Source organism: Nocardia sp. CA-151230, assembly GCF_050942175.1.
Lineage (GTDB): Bacteria > Actinomycetota > Actinomycetes > Mycobacteriales > Mycobacteriaceae > Nocardia.
In genome coordinates this window covers 8,842,042-8,861,169 of sequence record NZ_CP192061.1, presented here as the reverse complement: position 1 = coordinate 8,861,169, position 19,128 = coordinate 8,842,042, and the positions used below count along the sequence as shown (strand labels likewise).

The window sequence follows — 19,128 nt, the reverse complement described above, 5'->3', positions numbered from 1 at the left end:
GAGTGGCCCCGAGCTGGACACGAAGAAAGCTGGTTGCGGGCGAATGGCACCATTGACGGGGTGAGCCCATCGAGTCACCTTCCGCATCGGTCCCCCCGCGTCCTGGAACAGTCCACCAAACTCCAGAACGTGCTCTACGAGATCCGGGGTCCGGTACACGCACACGCGGCACGGTTGGAGGCCGAGGGGCACCGGATCCTGAAGCTGAACATCGGCAATCCCGCGCCGTTCGGATTCGACGCGCCCGACGTCATCATGCGCGACATGATCGCGGCGCTGCCCTACGCGCAGGGCTACTCGGAGTCCAAGGGCATCCTGCCGGCACGGCGGGCCATCTTCACCCGCTACGAATTGGTGCCCGGCTTCCCGGAATTCGATGTGGACGATGTCTACCTGGGCAACGGCGTCTCCGAGCTGATCACCATCGTCATGCAGGCGCTGCTCGACAATGGCGACGAGGTGCTCATTCCCGCGCCGGACTATCCGCTGTGGACGGCCATGACCTCGCTCGCGGGCGGCACCCCGGTGCACTACCTGTGCGACGAGTCCAATGACTGGCAGCCGGACATCGCCGACATGGAATCCAAGATCACCGACAAGACCAAGGCGATTGTCGTGATCAACCCCAACAACCCCACCGGCGCGGTGTACTCCGCCGAGGTGCTGCAGCAGGTGGTGGACCTGGCCCGCAAGCATCAGTTGCTGCTGCTGGCCGACGAGATCTACGACAAGATCCTCTACGACGGCGCCAAGCACGTCTCGCTGGCGACGCTCGCCCCGGACCTGCTGTGCCTCACCTTCAACGGCCTGTCCAAGGCGTACCGGGTGGCCGGCTACCGCTCGGGCTGGCTGGTCATCACCGGTCCCAAGGATCATGCGGGCGGCTTCCTGGAGGGCATCGACCTGCTGGCCTCCACCCGGCTGTGCCCGAATGTGCCCGCACAGCATGCCATTCAGGTGGCGCTGGGCGGACATCAGAGCATCGACGACCTGGTGCTGCCGGGCGGGCGGCTGCTCGAACAGCGGGATGTGGCCTGGGAGAAGCTCAATACGATTCCGGGCGTCTCGTGCGTGAAGCCCACGGGCGCCCTGTACGCGTTCCCGCGGCTGGACCCGGAAGTCCATGAGATCCACGACGATTCGAAGCTGGTGCTGGATCTGCTGCTGCAGGAGAAGATCCTGATGGTGCAGGGGACCGGGTTCAACTGGCCGCACCACGACCATCTGCGCATCGTCACGCTGCCGTGGGCGCGGGACCTGTCGGTCGCCATCGAACGGTTCGGCAACTTCCTGGCCGGCTACCGGCAGTAACTTCCGGTCGGAAATATTTGACGGTAAGGTTCATGGGGATTCCCGTGAACCTTGCTGACCTGCGCCTATGTCGCTTTGTCCGGTCGCGGACACGGGCTCTGGGGGCTGTGGCACAGGTGAGACCCTGGCTAAAACAGACCGTAGGTTCGAAAAAGTTGGGTTTTTAGAGACTTAGCTAGCGCAAAGAACCGTCTTTTGTGTACAGTGGTCCTCGGCACTCAGAGTGCCCGGCCGGACCGCCTACCCCCCCTGGGCCGTCCGGCCCTGGTTAGCCGGCCTACCCCCCCTGGGCCGCTGACCCGGGCGGCGGAGACATCCCCCTGCTCTCCGCCGCCCCTCCCGCAATCCCGCATCCCCGGGCCTTCAGCGGACGGCTGAGAGCCGTTGCCGGATTTGCATCCGTGCCTGCGTTGGGAGCCGAGATGATTTCGGGGGTACCCGGTGAGTTACCCCGAACGTTGCGAGATCAGTTGTCGCCTTGGGGATCGGGAAGAATTCTTTGCCCGACGGTCTGAGGAGAACCTCTCAGCATGTCAGTAATGGTTTTCGTTTAGGCTCGGCGGGTGAGCGATCACCAGCACTCTCATCACCATCATCATGACCACTCCGGGCCTATTGCTATCGGGACTAATGCGGCCCGGGTTGTCGTCGGGCTATTGGCGGCGATCGGGGTGGCGGTCGTTGTGGGGCTGGTTTGGCTCTGGCCGAGTACTCAGCATGTCGATATTCCGTTGCCCATGCAGAACGGGGGCGGGGGTGCGGTGCACTCCGAGGCGGGGACGGTGGTCAAGCAGGATCTCGGGCCCTGTGGGGATGTGTCGAACGGGAAGGTATTCACTGTTGAGCCGGAGTTGCTCGCGGCGGCGCAGCGGCAGTGTGCGCGCAGTGTGATCTCGATCGATTCGGGGGCGGACAAGGGGAGTTGGACGGTCTTCGTCAATTCGCCTACGCCGGACCAGCCGAATTTGAGTGTGGGGGACAAGATTCGGATTGTGCCGCAGGCGGCGCCGAAGACTCCGCAGGATCCGAGCGGGTCAACCCTCTATTCGTTCGACGACTTCGCGCGTGGATTGCCGTTGAGCATCATCGGGATCGTGTTCGCGGTGGTCATCATCGCGGTGGCGCGATGGCGCGGGCTGCGGGCGCTGATCGGACTCGTCATCGCGTTCGGGGTGCTGGTGATGTTCCTGCTGCCCGCGCTGCTGGACGGAAAACCGGCGATACCGGTGGCGCTGGTCGCGGGGGCGGTGATCCTCTACTCCGTGTTGTATCTGGCACACGGGGTGAATCTGCGCACCAGTTCGGCATTGCTGGGGACGCTGACCTCGATGGTGCTCGCGGCGGTGCTGGCGTGGGTGTCGTTGAAGGTCACCCATCTCACCGGGTTGTCCGAAGAGCAGAACACCAATGTCGCCGCGTATATCCAGCACGTGAGCATTACCGGGCTGCTGCTGGCCGGATTCATCATCGGCTCGCTCGGTGTGCTCAACGATGTCACCATCACCCAGGCCTCGGCCGCGTTCGAGCTGGCGGCGCTGGACCAGAAGGCCAACCGCCGCAGCATTTTCTCCGCGGCGATGCGGGTCGGCCGGGACCATATCGCCAGTACCGTCTACACCCTGGTGCTCGCCTACGCCGGCGGGGCGCTGCCGCTGCTGCTGCTGTTCAGCGTGGCCGGACGGCCCATGCGGGATGTGCTGACCGGTGACGCGGTGGGCATCGAGATCGCGCGGTCGGCGGTCGGCGGTATCGCGCTGGCCCTGTCGGTGCCGCTGACCACCGCCATCGCGGTGCTGTTGGCCCGGCCGCTGGGCGCCAAGCCGGTCGAGGTGCGCGCGGGTGCGGGCGCCAAGCGGACGCGAAGTACGGGGGCGCAACGGAATACGCCGCGTCGTGCGGGTGGGCCGCGCACCGGATCCCAGCCCGCGACGCGTCGTGCCGGTGATCCGCGCACCGGCGAGTACCCCTCGGGATCGCAACCGGTGGTGCGCCGAGGTGGTCAGCAGGGCGCACCGTACAGCGGGGAGCAACAGGCCGTGCCGAGAACCGGTGTGCGACAGCGGGATTCGTGGACCGATGAGCAGCCCGTGACTCGGACCGGTGCGCAGCCCGGTGTGTCCGGTAGAAGCGAGTCGCCGACCGTGCCGAGAACCGGTGTGGTGCAGCCGAATCCGAATCCGCCGGAGGAGCGGCAGTACACGACGTCGTCGTGGTTCAATCCGAGCGAACCGTGGTCGGATTCGGGAACGCGGGGCCAGGCCCGGCAGCAGGATCAGGGGTGGCAGCAGGATCAGGGCTTCTCCGATGATCAGGGGTGGCCGCCCGAGCCACCGCGTGGCGGACGGCACTCCCGGCCCTGATGCCGCGGAAGAGACTGCGAGGGGCTTGTTCCCAACGGGAACACGCCCCTGTTCGTAGTAGCGGGAAAAACCGAGCGGCGGAACCGCATTCGCGACGACTGTCAGTGTGTGTTCCGCGCCGCCTCGCAGAGCGCCGATACGCCGTCGGCGTCGGTGGCGAAATGATCGAAGCCACTGGGCACTCCGTATTCGGCGAAGGAGACCTCGGAGTCGGACTGCGGGCGGCCGGGCACCGGAATGCGCACGGCCGCATGTAGATCACGGGTTCCGGTCAGCTCGATCACCCGGCGGGCATTGTCGGCCCGCAGGCCGCCACAGGCCATCACGTCGATGCGGCCGTCGGCCAGCGTCACCAGCCGGCCGATCAGGGCTGCGCCGTCGAGCACCGACTCCTGGCGGCCCGAGGTGAGCAACCGGGTGAAGCCCAGCTCCAGCAATTGGTCGAAACCCGCGTACGGATCCGCGCACACATCGAACGCGCGGTGGAAGGTGACCTCCAACTCGTCCGCGGCGGCCAGCAGCTCGGTATTGGCGGCCGGATCGACATGGCCGTCCTCGTCCAGGACGCCGATCACCACCCCGTGCGCGCCCGCCGCCCGCACCCGCTCGATATCGGTGCGCATCAGCGCCACCTCGTCGGCCGAGTAGCGGAAGTCGCCCGGTCGCGGCCGGATCAGCACATGCACCCGGGTATGCCCCGCGGCCTGCACCGCCGCCTCGATGAGCGCCGGCCCGGGTGTGAGTCCCCCGACCGTCAGCCCCGTACACAATTCCACCCGTGCGGCCCCCGCCTGTTCGGCGATCCGGACCCCGCTCAGGGACTCCACCCCGATCTCGACCCGCACCGCCCGCGCATCCGTCATACCTTGCAGTATGGCGAACTCCGGCCCGTCGTGTTGCCTGAGATTAGCCAACGGGCTGCGAATGCCCCGTGAATTGCCACCGCAGCGCCCCGCCGAATCGGCGCGAACGGGCTGGTAGGCGTCGGGAACGACGAGGGCGGCGCTACCGGGTTGGTAGCGCCGCCCGCGTCGATCAGGTTCGGCTGCCCGCTGTTTCGGGCCGGGCCTAGTTCTTCCGGCCCGGAGCCTTCATGCCCGACTTGAAGCCGAGGCCACCCGGCTTGGCGGCCGGGGGCTTGGCCGCGCCATTGCCCTCCGACGTGCCATTGCTGTCCGCCGCGGCCGGTTCGGCCGCAGCGGCGGGCTCGGCGGCCGGAACCGGAGCGGCCTCGGCCGGAGCCGAATCCACTACGGCCGCAGGCACTTCCGGAGCCGCAGCGGCAGCCGGGGCCGCAGCGGCGGGAGCCTTCGGGCCGGGGCGCTTGAGGCCGGACTTCATGGCCAGGCCCTTGGGCGCGATGGACGGCTTGGCCTCAGCAGCCGGAGCCGAAGCCTCGACGGCCGACGCGGCCGGCGCGGTGGTCTCGGCCGGCGCGGCGGCCTCGGCGGCGGGCTTGGCACCTGGAGCCTTGGCGGCACCCTTCATCTGCAGGCCCTTGCCGCCGGGGGCCTTGAGCCCGCCCTTCATGGCAAGCCCACCCGGCTTGGCCGCCGGGGCCGCCGGGGCCGCGGGAGCCTCAGCGGGCGCGGCTGCGGTGGGAGCGGCTGCGGTGGAAGCGGATTCGGTGGCGGGAGCCTTCGCGCCCGGCGCCTTCAGACCGCCCTTCATCTGCAAACCCTTGCCGGGGGCCTTGGCCGGGCCCTTCATGGCCAGGCCCTTGGCCGCAGCCGGAGCCGCGGTCGCCTCGGACACGACCTCGGCAGCAGGAGCGTCGGCGGCCGGAGCGGCGGCCTTCGCGCCCGGCGCCTTCAGGCCGCCCTTCATGGCCAGACCCTTACCACCGGGAGCCTTCGCACCACCCTTCATCCCCAGACCGCCACCAGCCGGCGCAGCCTCGACGGGAGCCTCGACCGCGGCCTCGGCCTCGACCGGCTCGGGCACCGAAACCGGTTCGGGCTCTTCGGCCTTCGGCTGCTGCACAACGCGCAGGTTCTCGGTCAGGGTCGCGGCCTCGACACGGTTGATCGACTGCAGCATCAGCTGCGCCACATCCACGACCTCGACACCCTGACCGACCTCACCACCATCCTTGCGGGCGGTGACACCATCGGTCAGCATGACCCGGCAGAACGGGCAACCCGTCGCGATCATCGACGGCTCGTTACCACCGTTCAACGTGTCGAGGGCCTCGTCGACCCGGTCGATATTGATGCGCTTACCGAGCTGTTCCTCCATCCACATCCGCGCACCACCGGCACCACAGCACATGGAACGCTCGGCATGACGCGGCATCTCGACCAACGTCGAACCCGAAGCCTGCATCAACTCCCGCGGCGCGTTGTAGATCTTGTTGTGCCGGCCCAGATAACACGGGTCGTGATAGGTCACGTTCTGCGCCACCGGCGACACCGGCACCAACGCCTTGCCACGCACCAGACGATTGAGCAACTGGGTGTGATGCACCACCTCATAGGTGCCGCCGACCTGCGGGTACTCATTGTTGAGCGCGTTGAAACAGTGCGCACACGTGACCACGATCTTCTTCTTGGCCTGCTCCACACCATCGAACACCGAGTTCAACAACTCGATGTTCTGCATCGCCAACTGCTGGAACAAGAACTCGTTACCCGCACGACGCGCCGAGTCACCGGTGCAGGTCTCCTCCTGACCCAACACCATGAACTTCACACCCGCGGTCGCCAACAACTCCGCGACAGCCTTGGTGGTCTTCTTCGCACGATCCTCATACGCACCCGCACAACCGACCCAGAACAGATACTCGTACCCGTCGAAGGAATCAGCATCCCTACCGAACACCGGGATCTCGAAATCGACCTCGGAGATCCAGTTCAACCGGTCCTTGGCGTTCTGACCCCACGGGTTGCCCTTGTTCTCCAGATTCTTGAACAACCCCGCCAACTCCGACGGGAACTCCGACTCGATCAGCACCTGATAACGGCGCATATCGATGATGTGATCGACATGCTCGATATCGACCGGGCACTGCTCCACACACGCACCACAGGTCGTGCACGACCACAACACCTCCGGATCGATGATGCCATCGACATCCTCACCACCGACCAGCGGACGCTCCGCCTCCGCACGCGCAGCCTCCGAAATCTTCGCCAGCGCACGCTCATCCGGCCTACCCTCGGCGTCGACCAGACCGATCTCCTCGCCACCCATATCCTTACGGCCACCCGCCAGCAGATACGGGGCCTTGGCGTAACCATGATCACGCAACGACATGATCAACAACTTCGGCGAGAGCGGCTTACCCGTATTCCAGGCCGGGCACTGCGACTGACAACGACCACACTCGGTACACGTGGTGACATCGAGGATGTCCTTCCACGAGAAGTCCTCGAACCTACCCACACCGAAAGTGTCATTGTCCGGATCCGCGGTCTCCATCTCGATCGGCTTACCGCCCGACATCATCGGCTTCGCCGCACCCAGAGCGACACCACCATCAGCCTCACGCTTGAAATAGATGTTCGGGAAGGCAGCGAACCGGTGCCAGGCGACACCCCAGGTGACATTGCGGCCGACCAGCAGCAGGAAGGTCGCGCCGGAGACCAGCTTGATGAACGCGAAGATCGAGACCATGATCACCGAATCGGGCAGCAGCTTGGCCACTTGCTCGGTGAAGAAGTCGCTCCAGGTGTGGGATTCGTGGTAGGTGGCGATCTTGCCCGCCTTCACGAAGGTCATGCCCAGGCCCTCGACGAGGACGATCGCCTCGATGACGTACGCGGGTGCGAACCGGGAACCGCTGAACCGGGACAGCCGCTGCGGCACGCGCGGGTGATTCAGCTGGCGGATGACGATCAGCACCAGAATGCCGATCACCGTTCCGATGCCGAGGATCTCGTCCACCAGGTGGTAGATGCCCCAGGATCCGACGATGGGCCAGTGGAATTCGGGGTCGAAGATCTGGCCGTACGCCTCGAACCACAGGATGAACCCGGCGAGGAAGCCGATCATGACGAGCCAGTGGGCCCAGCCGACCGTGCGGAATTTGTTCATGCGCGTGTGCGCGAGGAATTCCACGATCATGGTCTTGAAGCGGGGGAAGAACGGCCGCCAGCGATCGGGTGCTGATTGCCCGACCATCACGGTGCGCGCGATATTCCGCACACCTCCGATGAACGATGCCCAACAGAAGACTGTGAACACCGCCCCAATCGTGCCCAGCGTCACTGTCAGGGCATTCATGTCGCGACCTCTCTTACGTTCTACGAGCGTCTTGCGAGGCAGCCTGGTTCCACCTCGAGCTGCTCGTATCCTAATGGACGGTAAGTTACCCGCCGGTAACTTAGCTGTCCAGGGTTTCCCACACCGTAAATCCCGGCAAATCGGTGCGGTAACCAAGGGCAGGCTTACTCGCGAAACACGGTGTCCGGCAGAGAGAAACGGATCTCGCAAATCGTAGGGTGATCGACTAGGCTCACGCTGTCCGACAGCTGTGCGCGTCTTCACATGCTCGGGGAGGACTCGTCCTAGCGCGTGGCATGGCCCGAGGGAAGCCGGGCCTCGCGTGGCGAAGCGACGCACAGCGGATCAACTCATGACGGATTGGATACCAACCGAATGAAGCTTCGCAGTACCACTGCGGCTGCTGCCCTGGTCATCGGCGCAATGACCATCGGAATGACGACCGCCCACGCCGACGATGCTCCCGCACAGCCTGCTGGAATCAACTACTCCACCAAGCTGGTCGACGGCAAGACGATCGTTTCCACCCTGAAGAACGGCACCTTCGAGCTCGCGCAGCAGGACGGCGCGACGCCCGAGGACCCGAAGGTCACGGTGGTGAACGTCAAGGACCAGCAGGGTGCGACCGCAATCTCGTTCCCGCTCAAGTTCGACGCCGACGGCACCGACATCCCCGTGAAGTCCGAGGTCAAGGACGACGGCAAGGTGCTCGAGGTGGTCCCGGAGAAGCCGGAGGGCTACCAACCCGGCACCACCGTGCTCGCCGCCAAGCCGATCGCCTCGGCGGACGAGAACCAGAAGGCGATGAGCAACTTCTCCACCCAGTTCGGCCTTGCCATCGGCATCGGCAGCTTCGTGGGCACGGCACTCGGCGCGATGATCGGTTGCGTCGTGACCATCGTGGCCGGATGCGTGCCGGGCCTGGTGGCCGGCGCCGGCATCGGCGGCATCCTCGGCACCATCGCCGCGGGTGGCCCGACCCTGGTCGCCGCGGGCATCGGCCTGCTGCAGACCCTGCAGGCTCCGGACGGCACCACCCAGTGGGCCACGACCAGCAAGCCTGCTCAGGTCACCCAGAACTGAACCACCGCCGGGGTTCCGAGCCCCGGCACGCTGAACCCGTTCGGCCCGCCCGCGCTCGTCGCAGGCGGGCCGAACGCGTTCGCGGGCCGACTCACGCCGGTAGCTCCAGCCGGCCATCGAACGACGCCGTGCCGCTGCGGCGGGCGAACCGGGCGAAAGTGTGCTCGGTCATCACGTAGCTACCGTCCTCACGCACCAGAAGAACTGTGCTGCATCGGGTTCCGTGCACGGGATGATCGACGAAGCGCGCGGAGGCCGCACGTTCGGTGAGGCGGTCCAGTCCGGTCTCCGGCAACTCGGAAGGGGCGGCGGGGGTGCGGTCGGCCAGGACGGCCAGATAGCTCTCGATATCGCCAGGATCGGCCGCGGCCACGGCGGCCAGCGCGCGCACGCCCTCGCGGACCTTGGGCCAGGCCGGATCGTCGGTGCCGGTCGATATGCTGCCGTCGGGTTCGAGGGATCCCACGAGCGCATTGTTGGACAGGCCGTGAAAGCCCGGCGCGAGTTCGCGCGGGGTCCGGTCGCTCCGATTGCTGTGCCACCACAGCGTTTCCAGATCCGAGACCACCAGGTTGTGGCCGTTGTAGTCGTCGGGTGCGGCCGCGACGCCGCGCACGAACTTCTCCGGCAGCGGATCGCCGCGCAGGAAATCCATCAGCAGCGCGCCCCGGGAGCGGGCATCGGGGCGGAAGTCGCCGGGCCGGCGCACATTGGTGACCGTCGCGAAGCGGTGCCGATCGGACAGCAGGCCCAGCCAGGTGCCCGGCACCGGGCCCGCCGCACCCAGATCGCGGCCCGCCAGCAGACCGGGCACCTCGTCCCAGGGCCGCAGTGATTCCGTTGGGCGGGTGAAGAATTCGTCCCGATTGGCGGCCACGATCAACCGGTACTCCGGATGCGCCCGCCAGCCGAGCAACACCAAACACATAACCCCAGCATGCCCGACCGGGGCTCGCCGCGACCACGCCCGATCGCTCCCCGCCCGCTGCCGCCCGCCGCCCCTGCGCTGCCACCCGAGGGCACACCCGGGTACCCCGGAATGCGAAAAGGCCGGTAGCGGTTGGGCTACCGGCCTTTTCGAGGGTGCTGTGATCAGAGGGTACGCACGCGCAGGCCCGGGTTGTCGGAGAGCACGGTGCTCACCGGCTGCGCGAACAGCTGCGGGGTGTTGCCGGTGATGAGACCGATCAGGTTCGGGATCTCGCAGACCGGGTAGTCGGCGACCGAGGAGGCGCTGGAGATGCCCAGGGCCAGGGTGCCGGTCACCAGCGGGCCGCCCGAATCACCGGGCAGGGCGCAGATATTGGCGGAGAACGACTGGGTGAGCATGCGGTCGCCGACCTGGACGGTCTGGTCGACGGCGTTCACCACGCCGCAGCTGAAGCCGGTGCGCGCACCCGACTTGCAGACCGGGGCGCCGACCACCGGCACGGCCACGCCGGTGATGTTGACCGGGGCCGCGCCCGGGACGTTCACCAGCGGGTTGGAGAAGGCGTCCCGGTACTGGTCGCTGATCCCGATGATCGAGTAGTCCTGGTTGCCCAGCACCGACTTCTGGAACACGCCGACCTGCGGGCCCAGGCTCTCACCGCCGACCATCTGGTAGACGCCCGGCGAGTTGGCGCCGGGGGTGGCCGAGATGTTGGGGTTGCAGTGGCCCGCGGTGATGTTCACGACGTTGCCGTTGCCGTCCGTGCCGTTGAAGCCGAGCGAGCAGCGCAGCGACATGCGGCCGGCCACCGAGGCGTAGGCCTGGCCGGCGGACATGGTCTGCGGGCCGGCACCGGCGATGTCGGAGGCCTTCGGGACGTCCTGGCCCTCGCCGCCGACCGGCGGGGCGGTCATGACGATGACACGGGCCGGGTCCACGAAGCCGGGCAGCGGCAGGTCGGGCTTGTCCACCCGCACCGCGATGCTGTTGTTCAGGGTGTCGATGGCCACGCCCCGGATGGCCTTGGACACGGACTCCGGCTGGTCCTTGAGCCACTGCTGGAAGGCGTTCTTCTCACCGCGCAGCGTGGTCTCGCTCTTGGCGACGTCCTTGGCGGTGAAGCCGGCGTCCGCCACGGCCTTGCGGGCCTGGTCCAGGCTGTCGCCGGGGGCCAGCGCCACGATGGCCTTGCCGGTCTCGTCCAGCCAGGCGCCACCGAAGACGCCCGGGAACTGCCGCTGGGCGGTGGTGGCGAAGGTGGCCACCTTCTGCGCGGTGTCGGCGCGCTGCAGGTAGTCCTGCGGGGAGATCTTCAGGTCGCGGGTGATGGCGGTGACCAGCTCGGCCGGCAGATCCGGGGCCGCGGGGGTCGCGGGCTCCGCGTGCGCACTCGCCGCCAAGGGTCCGGCGACGAGCACAGTGGTGGCCGCGATCGCCGCAGTACGGACGAGGGACCGTGGGCGGCGGCCCACGGCAGGCATGGAGAAGCGCATACGTGGCAGGAGCATGGCCCCGACTATATGGTGTCGGGCCGGTTATGCCTACTTATTGTGAGATGACGTTTCGGTATTCGGCGGGCAAACAGCGGGCGCGTCTCAAACACACTCATTGAGAAGCGTGTCCGATTTTCGCGGCCCGCTGGAACGGGCCGCGAATCATCACGCGTTGGAACGCGTCCGGACCTGAATTCCGCTGCCGACGCCGCCGCCGGAATTGGCGTCGATTTCGGTGAGGATCGCGCGCACCGGGATGCCCAGCGACGCGGTACCACCATACTGCGCCAGCGCGGTATTGGCCTCGTTGCAGTTCGGTGCGTCGGCCGCATTCGAACCGCTGGTGATGCCCAGCGCCAGCGTGCCGGTCACGATCGCGCCGCCGCTGTCGCCACCCAGGGTGCAGGCGCTGGAGGCGAAGCCGCGCACCGTCTTCGACTGGCCCTCGGCGGTGAACAACTGGGTCTCGACCCGGTCGGCCACCACGAAACCACAAGTGAAGGTGGAGGATTGACCGGACTTGCAGACCGGCGCGCCGGTGATCGGGTCGGCCACCCCGGTGATGGTCAGGGTGGTCCCGTTGGCGCCGCGCACCGACGGCTGATCCATGCCGGCCCGCACCGCGTCGTCGTTCAGCTTGATGACCGAATAGTCGAGTGCGCTGCGGCCGCCCAGATTCGAGGAGACGAAGCTGCCGGCCTTCGGGCTCGACACCAGGTTTTTCACATTCGGAATGTAGACATCGGCGCTGGTGCCCTTGTCCACATTCGGATTGCAGTGTCCGGCACTGATGTTCAGGGCGTTTCCGGCGGAATCCACACTGTTGAAGCCGAACGAGCACACATCGACGCTGCGCAGCGACGAATCGCTGAGCGCGGTCGGCGCGGTGATGTAGGTGTCACCGCCCATGGGGCGCCGTTCCACCGGGCCGCCGGAATCCGGGGACAGCATCACCTTGATATTCGCGATCAGCGTGGGCAGATTCAGCAAATGCCCGGCCGGGGTGTTCGCCACGCTGAGCACCAGCTGGCTGTTGAGGAAGTCGATGGCGACCGAGTTGATGGCATTGGACAGATCGCGCGGCAGGCTGGTGATCCACATGTTCAGCTGATCGGCCGAACTCTCGAGGTTGTCGGCGCTGATCGGGGCCAGCCGGGTCTGGTAGCCGTCGGCGGCGGCGATCTTGGCGGCATCGAGCGAGGTGACGGCCATGACGGGCTTGCCGTCGGTGCCCAGCCACGCGCCCGCGAAATCGTCGGGACGCTGGCTGCGGAAAGTCGTTGCGTAGTCCCGCAATTGCTGGGCCTGGCCGGCCCGGTCCAGATATTCGGCGGGCGTCATCTTCAGATCGCGCTGGATGGCGGTGACCAGCTCGGCCGGAAGTTTGTCGGCGGCAAGCTGATCCGGGGACGCCGGGTCGGCGGTGGCGGTGCTGAGCAAGGGACCGATGAGGACGGTCGAGGCGAACGCGACGGTGGCTGCTCGAACCGTGGCGCGACGCGCCATGAACTTGCGCATGGAGTCCCTTCGTAAGTGCACCAGCAGACCGATGTCCCGGGCCCGGATCCGGTTACCTTCCGGAAGGTCGGTCAGCGCACCACTTTAGGGCATCAACCACCGAAGGTCTCTACGAAATCAGCGCGGATTCTGTCCCCACGGATCCTGCAGCACCGGTGCTTGCGGCAGCTCGAAGGTCGGCACCGGCGGATACTGGTAGATCGGCGGATACGGGCGTGTCGTCGTGGGCGGCGTGGTGTGCGGCGTGGGGCTCGGTGTGGTGGCCGGCGGGTCCGGCGTGGTCGGCGGCGGCGGTGTGGTCGGGGGGTCCGTGGTGACCGGGACGTCCGCGGCATCGGCGGGCGGCGCGGCCGCGGTCGGATTGTCCGAACCGGTCGGCGGCAGCAGCGGCGGGGCCACGCCCGCGGTGGCCACCGGCTCCGAACGCACCTCGCCGCGCGGCGGGCCCGGGGTGGAGTCGTCGGTGCGCAACACGGCCGCCACCCCGACGCCACCGAGCAGCAAACCGATCAGGGCGGCCGCCGCGGCGATGATGTACGGGCCACGGTTGGCGCGCGGCGCGTGGGTGACCGTGACCGCCGAGGTCGCGCGGGTGACGGCCGGCTCGGCGGCGGTGACGGCCGGGACCGCGGCCGAATACGCCTGGGCCAGTTCGGAGGACTTGAGTGCGGGCAGCACGTCGGTGACGTCGGCGGCGTTCTCGGCGGCCGCGGTGGCATCGGGCGGCGTGAGGCCGGCCGGGGTGGACAGCACCGCCGCCAGCGCCGCGCGGGCCGCGTTGTAGGCCAGGGTCTTCCCGGTCTCCGCGTCCGCCTGGGGCAGGTCCCGCTCGCTGACCAGCACCACCGATTTCAGGCCCAGATAGTCCAGCGCCTCGCGCAGGGATCGCACGTGGGCGTCGGGCCAGCCGGTCGGGTGGGCCAGATAGAACTCGGCGGGACCGTTGAGATGTTCGGCGGCCTGACTGATCAGGCAGAAGACCGCCGTGGCCATCAGGTCCTCGGCGCGGTACGCCTCACCGTCGTCCACCGCGAGCCCGGCCGGATCCCCGACCGCGCCCACGAAGCCCCGGATGGAATGGCTGTAGCCCTCCGGTGCGTCGCCGCCGAGCACGGCGTCGCCGTCCTCGGACATGTGCAGCACCGACTCGCGCACGGTGTAGTGCACCGGGAGTGTGGCGTCATCGCCTGTCACCACGGCAACGACGGATTCGTCGTCCGCGATCCGCAGGCCCACCCCAGTGGCCATCCTCTTCTACCTCGCTCGATGCGTCCGGGTGCTCTCCGCGCCGAGGTCAGACGAGGAGTGAACCGTGACCCATGGCGCGAAGCATTGACAATAACTCCGAACGCGAGCCGGCACCGATTCGACGTCTCATCCGAGCCACGTGATGTTCCACGGTTTTGGCCGAAATGTAGAGACGGGCCCCGATCTCCCGGTATGTCAAGCCCAGTAGGACCAGTTCGGCAACCTCACGCTCGCGTTCGCTCAGCACGGTATCGGTGATCGGTTCCGGGCGCGGCTGCGGGGCCGCGGGCTCGGGCGCGCGCACCGGAGACTCCGGCGGCCGGGACTGCGCGCGCACCGTGCGCGCCAGCTTGAGCAGCGCTGTCGCGGTGGCGGAATCACCCGCCGCCAGCGCGGCCTCACTGGCCAGCCGGGCCGCGTCCCAGCGCAGGCCGAGCCCGGCCAGCCGGGCCACCGCGCCCTCCACCTGCTCACGCACCACCTGACCGCGCAGCACCAGCACCCAGGTGCGGCCCGCGTCCGCCAGCACCGCGGCCTGTGGATCGCCCGCCGCGGCGGAGGTCTTGAGCCGATGTGCGTGCGGCAGCAGGGCTTCAGGGCTCTCCTGGGCGATGGCGGCCTGAATCGCATACCAGTGGAAGGCATTCGACCAGGCGGGCGGCTCACCGAGCCGGCGCAGCAGTTCGTCGGCGCCGGTCACCAGCGCGGTCATCCGGGCCTCGTCACGCAGGCGAATGCCGGCCAGCCACAGCTCGCCGATGGGGAGCAGCGCCAGCAGATCCGCGCCGACCTCGTCGAACAGCGGGAAGGCCTGCTGCCAGGCCATGGCCAGCGCCGCGTGATCGCCGCTGCGCCGCGCCAGGCCGACGATCACGCCGTGCGCGAGCAGCCGATCGCGCGGATCCAGTTCCGTCAGCCGGACTTCCGACATGAGGGTGGCCGCCGAATGCTCGTCGCCGCCCAGCATGGCGACCCACGCGCCCAGCACCAGGCTCTGCGGATCACGGCTGGGGCCGCGGTCCTGGGAGCCCTGCCGTAGCGCGTCCGCGGCCCGGCGCGGATTGCCCATGCTCAGGCACAGCAGCACCGCGATCGACACCGCCGAGCACGGCAGGAAGCGATCGCCGCCGTCATCGGTGGGGGCCGGACCGGAGTGCGCGGCGTGGATGAGCGCGGACGCCGCCGTGACGGCCGCGCCGCGTCGCGCCTGTGCGGGGCTGGTGAAGCGCTGCACGGCAAGGGTTGTCGGCGCGATGGCCCGCATCTCGGCGGTGAAACCGGTCGGGGCCGAGCCGGCTCCGAAGGTACTCGCCGCGTTCGCAGCGGGTCTCGCCGGTGCGGTGTCGTCGGGGCGCGGTCGGTCGCCGGCGGGCCGGGCCGCGGGACTCGCGGCCCGGGCCGGTGCGCCGGCTCCGGCGGCCGGCGGGGCAAAAGTCCTGGGCGGCGGCGGGAATGGGGTGCCGGTGTGGCCGTTCCCGCGATCGGTGCGTGTCGCCGCGCTGAAATCGCCGGGGGCTCTGGTCGATCCGATCGTGTCGAACAGGGCATTGGCGATCGAGGCCGCGCGCGCGGTGGCCTCGGTCGGCGGCCACTGGGCGGCATTGACCGACAGCGCCTGTGCGCCCTGGGCGTCACCGGACAGCGAGAGCACCGTGGCGGCGACCGCCCAGTCCGGACCGACCCGGGTCGGTCCGAGCCAGGTGTAGAGCTGGGCGGCTCGGCCGGCCAGGCCGCGCCGGGTCCACACACCGGCGCAGATGCGCACGGCGGCAGCCAGATCCGCGATCGGGATCGCCGGATTGGCCAGGGTGGGTTCGGCCAGGCGCAGGGCGGTGTCGCCGTCCCCGGCCCGGGCGGCGGCATCGGCCCAGCGCACGGCCAGGGCCTCCGGATCCGCACCGGCGGCGGCCGCGGCCGCGTAGTGCCGGACAGCCTCGTCACCGGCGCGTTCCGCTGCGGCACACAGGAATTCGGCCAGCCGCTCGTCGCGGACGCCCGATTCGGCGAGCAGCAGTGCGGTGTGGTCGCGCAGCAGTCCGGCGTCCAGGCGCGCGTGCAGCAGGCGGCGGGCGACGGTCAGGAAGCGGCGGTCGCCGACCAGGGTGCGCAACGGCGGGACGGCCGGGGCCAGCAGCAGATCGGCATCGGTGACCAGGGCGCTGCCCCGGGCCCGGTCCACCAGATCCTGGGCGGCCGGCGGGGCGACGTCGAGCACCTCGGTGAGCTCGCCGGTATCGAGGCCCGCGCCGATGGCCGCCACCACCAGGGCGTCCAGCAGGTCCGGGTCGGCGTCGTCGAGACGCGCTCGCGCCCAGGCCGTCACCGCCTGGTCCACCGCGGTCACGCCCGCGTCCAGGCGGGTGGCGCAGGCGGCGGTCAGCGCGGCCACCACACCGCCGTGGATGCCGCCGGTCTGGCGGTGGATGTGCTGGGCGAGCCCGCGCGGCACCATCATGCCCAGTTCGCGGGCGAACGGGGCGATCTCGGTGGCGCCCAGGGCGCGCAGATCGACCACCCGGCCACGGCGGGCCACCAGATCGGTGAGGCCCCGCAGCCGGGGATCGTGCGGGCGCGGGCGCAGCGCGATCACCACCGGGTACTCCCCGGATTCGGCCGCGGCGCACAGCAACTCGAATTCGGCCGGGCTCAGCGCGTGGGCGTCGTCGACGATGAGGGCGCAGCGGGCGCGGCTGTTGTTGCCGTCCGCGCGGGCCGGGGCCGACGCGCGCAACGCGTGCGCCGGATTGTCGGTGTGCTGGACGCCCCGGGCGCGCAACCGCGCCCGGAGGGCGCCCAGCAGGGTGGACTTTCCGGTGCCGGAACGGCCCCGGACGAGGTAGAGCACCGAGGCGGAATCGTCGGAATCCAGGTCCCGGAAGATCTCACGGGCGCACGGGATGGAATCCAGTGCGACGGGGGTCATGCCTGTCACGAGGAACCAACTCTCAGCGGCCGGTGTGCGGAACGACCGGTGGAACGGCGTTGCCGAGCTGATCGACTGCATTGTTCAGTGCGCCCGTGGGGAGCGTCACGCTGGGTACCGTCGGCGGCTGGATCTGCGGCACCGTCGGCATCTGGACCGGTTGTTGCTGCTGCTGTTGCGGCGGTTGGGGGCTCGCCGGATTCTGTTGCGGCGCCGGGGTATCCGCCTGCGCGGCCGGGGTGGTCGGGTCGGCGGCGGCCGGTGCGGGGGCCGCGGCGCCGGTGGTGGCAGGGCTGCCGGGCTTGGCCGCCCCCGGCTGCGACCCGGGCTTGGTCGCGGAGACCGGGCTCCCGGCCGCCGGCGCCGGGGCGCCGGAGGTGGTGGCCCCGCCCGTCGGCGCCGGGGAATCGAGCGCCACGGCGGAGGTCGAGGGGGACTGTGTGCCGGCGGGATTCGCGGGCGTGGACTGTCCGCCGGTGCCCATGGCCAGGGTCCCGGTGGCGATGGCGGCCACCACGACCGCGGCCGCGCCGATCACCGCGAGGCGCTTCCAGTGCCGGAAGCCGCCGGCGGGTTCCTCGACCGGGAGGTCGGGCAGCAGCGGAATGCGCTGGGCCGCAGGTGATTCCGTCATACGCGTGGTGTCGTCCGCCGCCGTTCGGCCGGAATCGCCGGCCGGGCCCGGTGGTTCGGGGTCCACGGGCCCGGCCGGGGAGCCGCCCCGGGGACGCTCGGGGAGCCCGGCCGCGGGGCGACCTGGGGCGAGGGCCGGGCCGCCGTCGGCCTCGGCGAGGCCCGGGCCGCCGACCGCGATCGCCGGATGCGCCTCGGTGTCGGTGGCGTCGGCGAGCAGGTCGGCGGCCAGCAGGGCGGCGCCGTGCGCGCTGAGGTGGGCCGGGTCGGCGGCGGCCGCGACCGGGATGCCGAATTCGGTGGACAGCAGTTCGGTTACCAGCGGGATGCTCGCGCCGCCGCCGATGACCAGGAAGCCGTCGAGATCGGCCGCGGTGACTCCCGCCCGGCGCAGGGCCTCACGGACCAGGTCGGTCGAACCGAGGAGCGGACCCCGCACCAGTTCCTCGATATCGTCGCGAACCAGTCGTACGTCCACTTCGCTCATGGCGGGCAAACGCACGGGCACCATGGTGGCGGTATTTGTGGATAGAGCTTCTTTCGCAATTTTGCAGCGAATGCGGAGTGCCGCTAATTCTTGTTCCACCAAAGGGTCGAAAGGATCGAAATCCTTTTCGCCGACCGCATATGCGAGCACGAAACGCATTGTCAGCAGATCGAATTCCGACCCGGCCACCTCGGTGGTCCGTACCGGTTCGCCCAGCAGGCCCGACATGGCCCCCGTACGCGCCACCGAAACGGTCAGGCCGGTGGCCCCCAGGTCGTACACCACCATCGCGCCGTCGTGGCTGGACTCGTGCACCTCCTGCAGCCAGCGCATGGCCGCCGTCGGCTCCGGGACCAGGGCCACCGCGTCCAGGCCGGCCGCGTCCAGGGCGGTCCGCTGCACCTCCACGGTGTGCTGCGACCACCACGCCGGGTAGCAGGCGATCGTGGCCGCGGCCGGGCCCATGCCGTCCACCGCGTGGCCGATGGCAGCCGCCACCAGGTCGGCGGCGCGGACGGTGGATCCGTCACGGGTTCTGATGTCCACGGGATCCCCGACCCGGGCCAGGAAACTGTCCGGAACCTCCGGCTCGGCGCCCTGCATGCTGGGCCGCGTACGTACTGTGTGTTGTCCCCCCGAAGTCGTCACGGCAACCGTATTCGACGACCCGACGGTGATGCCGAGCGCCAGCCCCTGACTCATTCGAGTTCCCCTGTCATTACCCAACGCGCGACCGGTGGATCGCGTGCCGAAAGCTCTTCGGTCCGATTTGTACGAAAAATCTCGGGTTAGGCCGGGTGGCCCACCCCGCCTGTCGGTAGCTGAGGGGATCCCGTTACCGATTCCCCCGCAGGTTTGGGGAAATTCCCCTAATGTTCGCCTGCCCCCTAGGTGACCTCTGTGGAACTTGGGGGAGT

At 68.9% G+C, this 19,128-nt stretch carries 10 protein-coding genes and 1 pseudogene; 3 read left to right on the top strand and 8 right to left on the bottom strand.

Annotated elements, in window-relative coordinates:
• Positions 1 to 51: 51 nt before the first annotated feature.
• Both ACQP1O_RS41435 and ACQP1O_RS41430 read left to right on the top strand, forming a co-directional pair.
• Positions 52 to 1,311 (top strand): pyridoxal phosphate-dependent aminotransferase, encoded by a 1,260-nt coding sequence (locus ACQP1O_RS41435; protein WP_433567972.1) that lies wholly within the window; start codon positions 52 to 54, stop codon positions 1,309 to 1,311.
• Between the two features lie 563 nt (positions 1,312 to 1,874).
• A pseudogene (locus ACQP1O_RS41430) lies at positions 1,875 to 3,179 on the top strand (YibE/F family protein); the annotation flags it as partial.
• A gap of 593 nt (positions 3,180 to 3,772) precedes the next feature.
• Here ACQP1O_RS41430 and ACQP1O_RS41425 read toward each other — a convergent pair.
• Positions 3,773 to 4,534: a copper homeostasis protein CutC gene (locus ACQP1O_RS41425; RefSeq protein ID WP_433563697.1), complete on the bottom strand. Its 762-nt coding sequence runs from the start codon at positions 4,532 to 4,534 to the stop codon at positions 3,773 to 3,775.
• A 205-nt stretch (positions 4,535 to 4,739) separates the two neighbouring features.
• Positions 4,740 to 7,895, bottom strand: a complete 3,156-nt coding sequence (locus tag ACQP1O_RS41420; protein ID WP_433563696.1) for a heterodisulfide reductase-related iron-sulfur binding cluster — start codon at positions 7,893 to 7,895, stop codon at positions 4,740 to 4,742.
• A gap of 375 nt (positions 7,896 to 8,270) precedes the next feature.
• On the opposite strand from ACQP1O_RS41420, the gene ACQP1O_RS41415 reads away from it, so the two are divergent.
• On the top strand, positions 8,271 to 8,978 hold the full coding sequence (locus tag ACQP1O_RS41415; RefSeq protein ID WP_354843250.1) for a hypothetical protein: 708 nt from the start codon (positions 8,271 to 8,273) through the stop codon (positions 8,976 to 8,978).
• 91 nt (positions 8,979 to 9,069) lie between these two features.
• On the opposite strand, the gene ACQP1O_RS41410 is transcribed toward ACQP1O_RS41415, so the two are convergent.
• From ACQP1O_RS41410 to ACQP1O_RS41385, 6 genes are all read right to left on the bottom strand, one after another.
• Entirely contained in the window at positions 9,070 to 9,906 is an 837-nt protein-coding gene (locus ACQP1O_RS41410) for an NRDE family protein (RefSeq protein ID WP_433563695.1), read from the bottom strand.
• A gap of 164 nt (positions 9,907 to 10,070) precedes the next feature.
• The gene (locus ACQP1O_RS41405) at positions 10,071 to 11,417 is read right to left on the bottom strand and encodes a S1 family peptidase (RefSeq protein WP_433563694.1); all 1,347 of its coding nucleotides are present in this window, start codon (positions 11,415 to 11,417) and stop codon (positions 10,071 to 10,073) included.
• 150 nt (positions 11,418 to 11,567) lie between these two features.
• Positions 11,568 to 12,920: a S1 family peptidase gene (locus ACQP1O_RS41400; protein ID WP_433563693.1), complete on the bottom strand. Its 1,353-nt coding sequence runs from the start codon at positions 12,918 to 12,920 to the stop codon at positions 11,568 to 11,570.
• A gap of 117 nt (positions 12,921 to 13,037) precedes the next feature.
• Positions 13,038 to 14,168: a hypothetical protein gene (locus ACQP1O_RS41395; protein WP_433563692.1), complete on the bottom strand. Its 1,131-nt coding sequence runs from the start codon at positions 14,166 to 14,168 to the stop codon at positions 13,038 to 13,040.
• A gap of 46 nt (positions 14,169 to 14,214) precedes the next feature.
• Positions 14,215 to 17,091 carry a LuxR C-terminal-related transcriptional regulator gene (locus ACQP1O_RS41390; RefSeq protein ID WP_433563691.1) on the bottom strand — a complete coding sequence of 959 codons (2,877 nt, stop codon included), beginning with the start codon at positions 17,089 to 17,091 and terminating at the stop codon, positions 14,215 to 14,217.
• A gap of 22 nt (positions 17,092 to 17,113) precedes the next feature.
• Entirely contained in the window at positions 17,114 to 18,913 is a 1,800-nt protein-coding gene (locus tag ACQP1O_RS41385) for an Hsp70 family protein (protein WP_433563690.1), read from the bottom strand.
• Between the last annotated feature and the right edge of the window lie 215 nt (positions 18,914 to 19,128).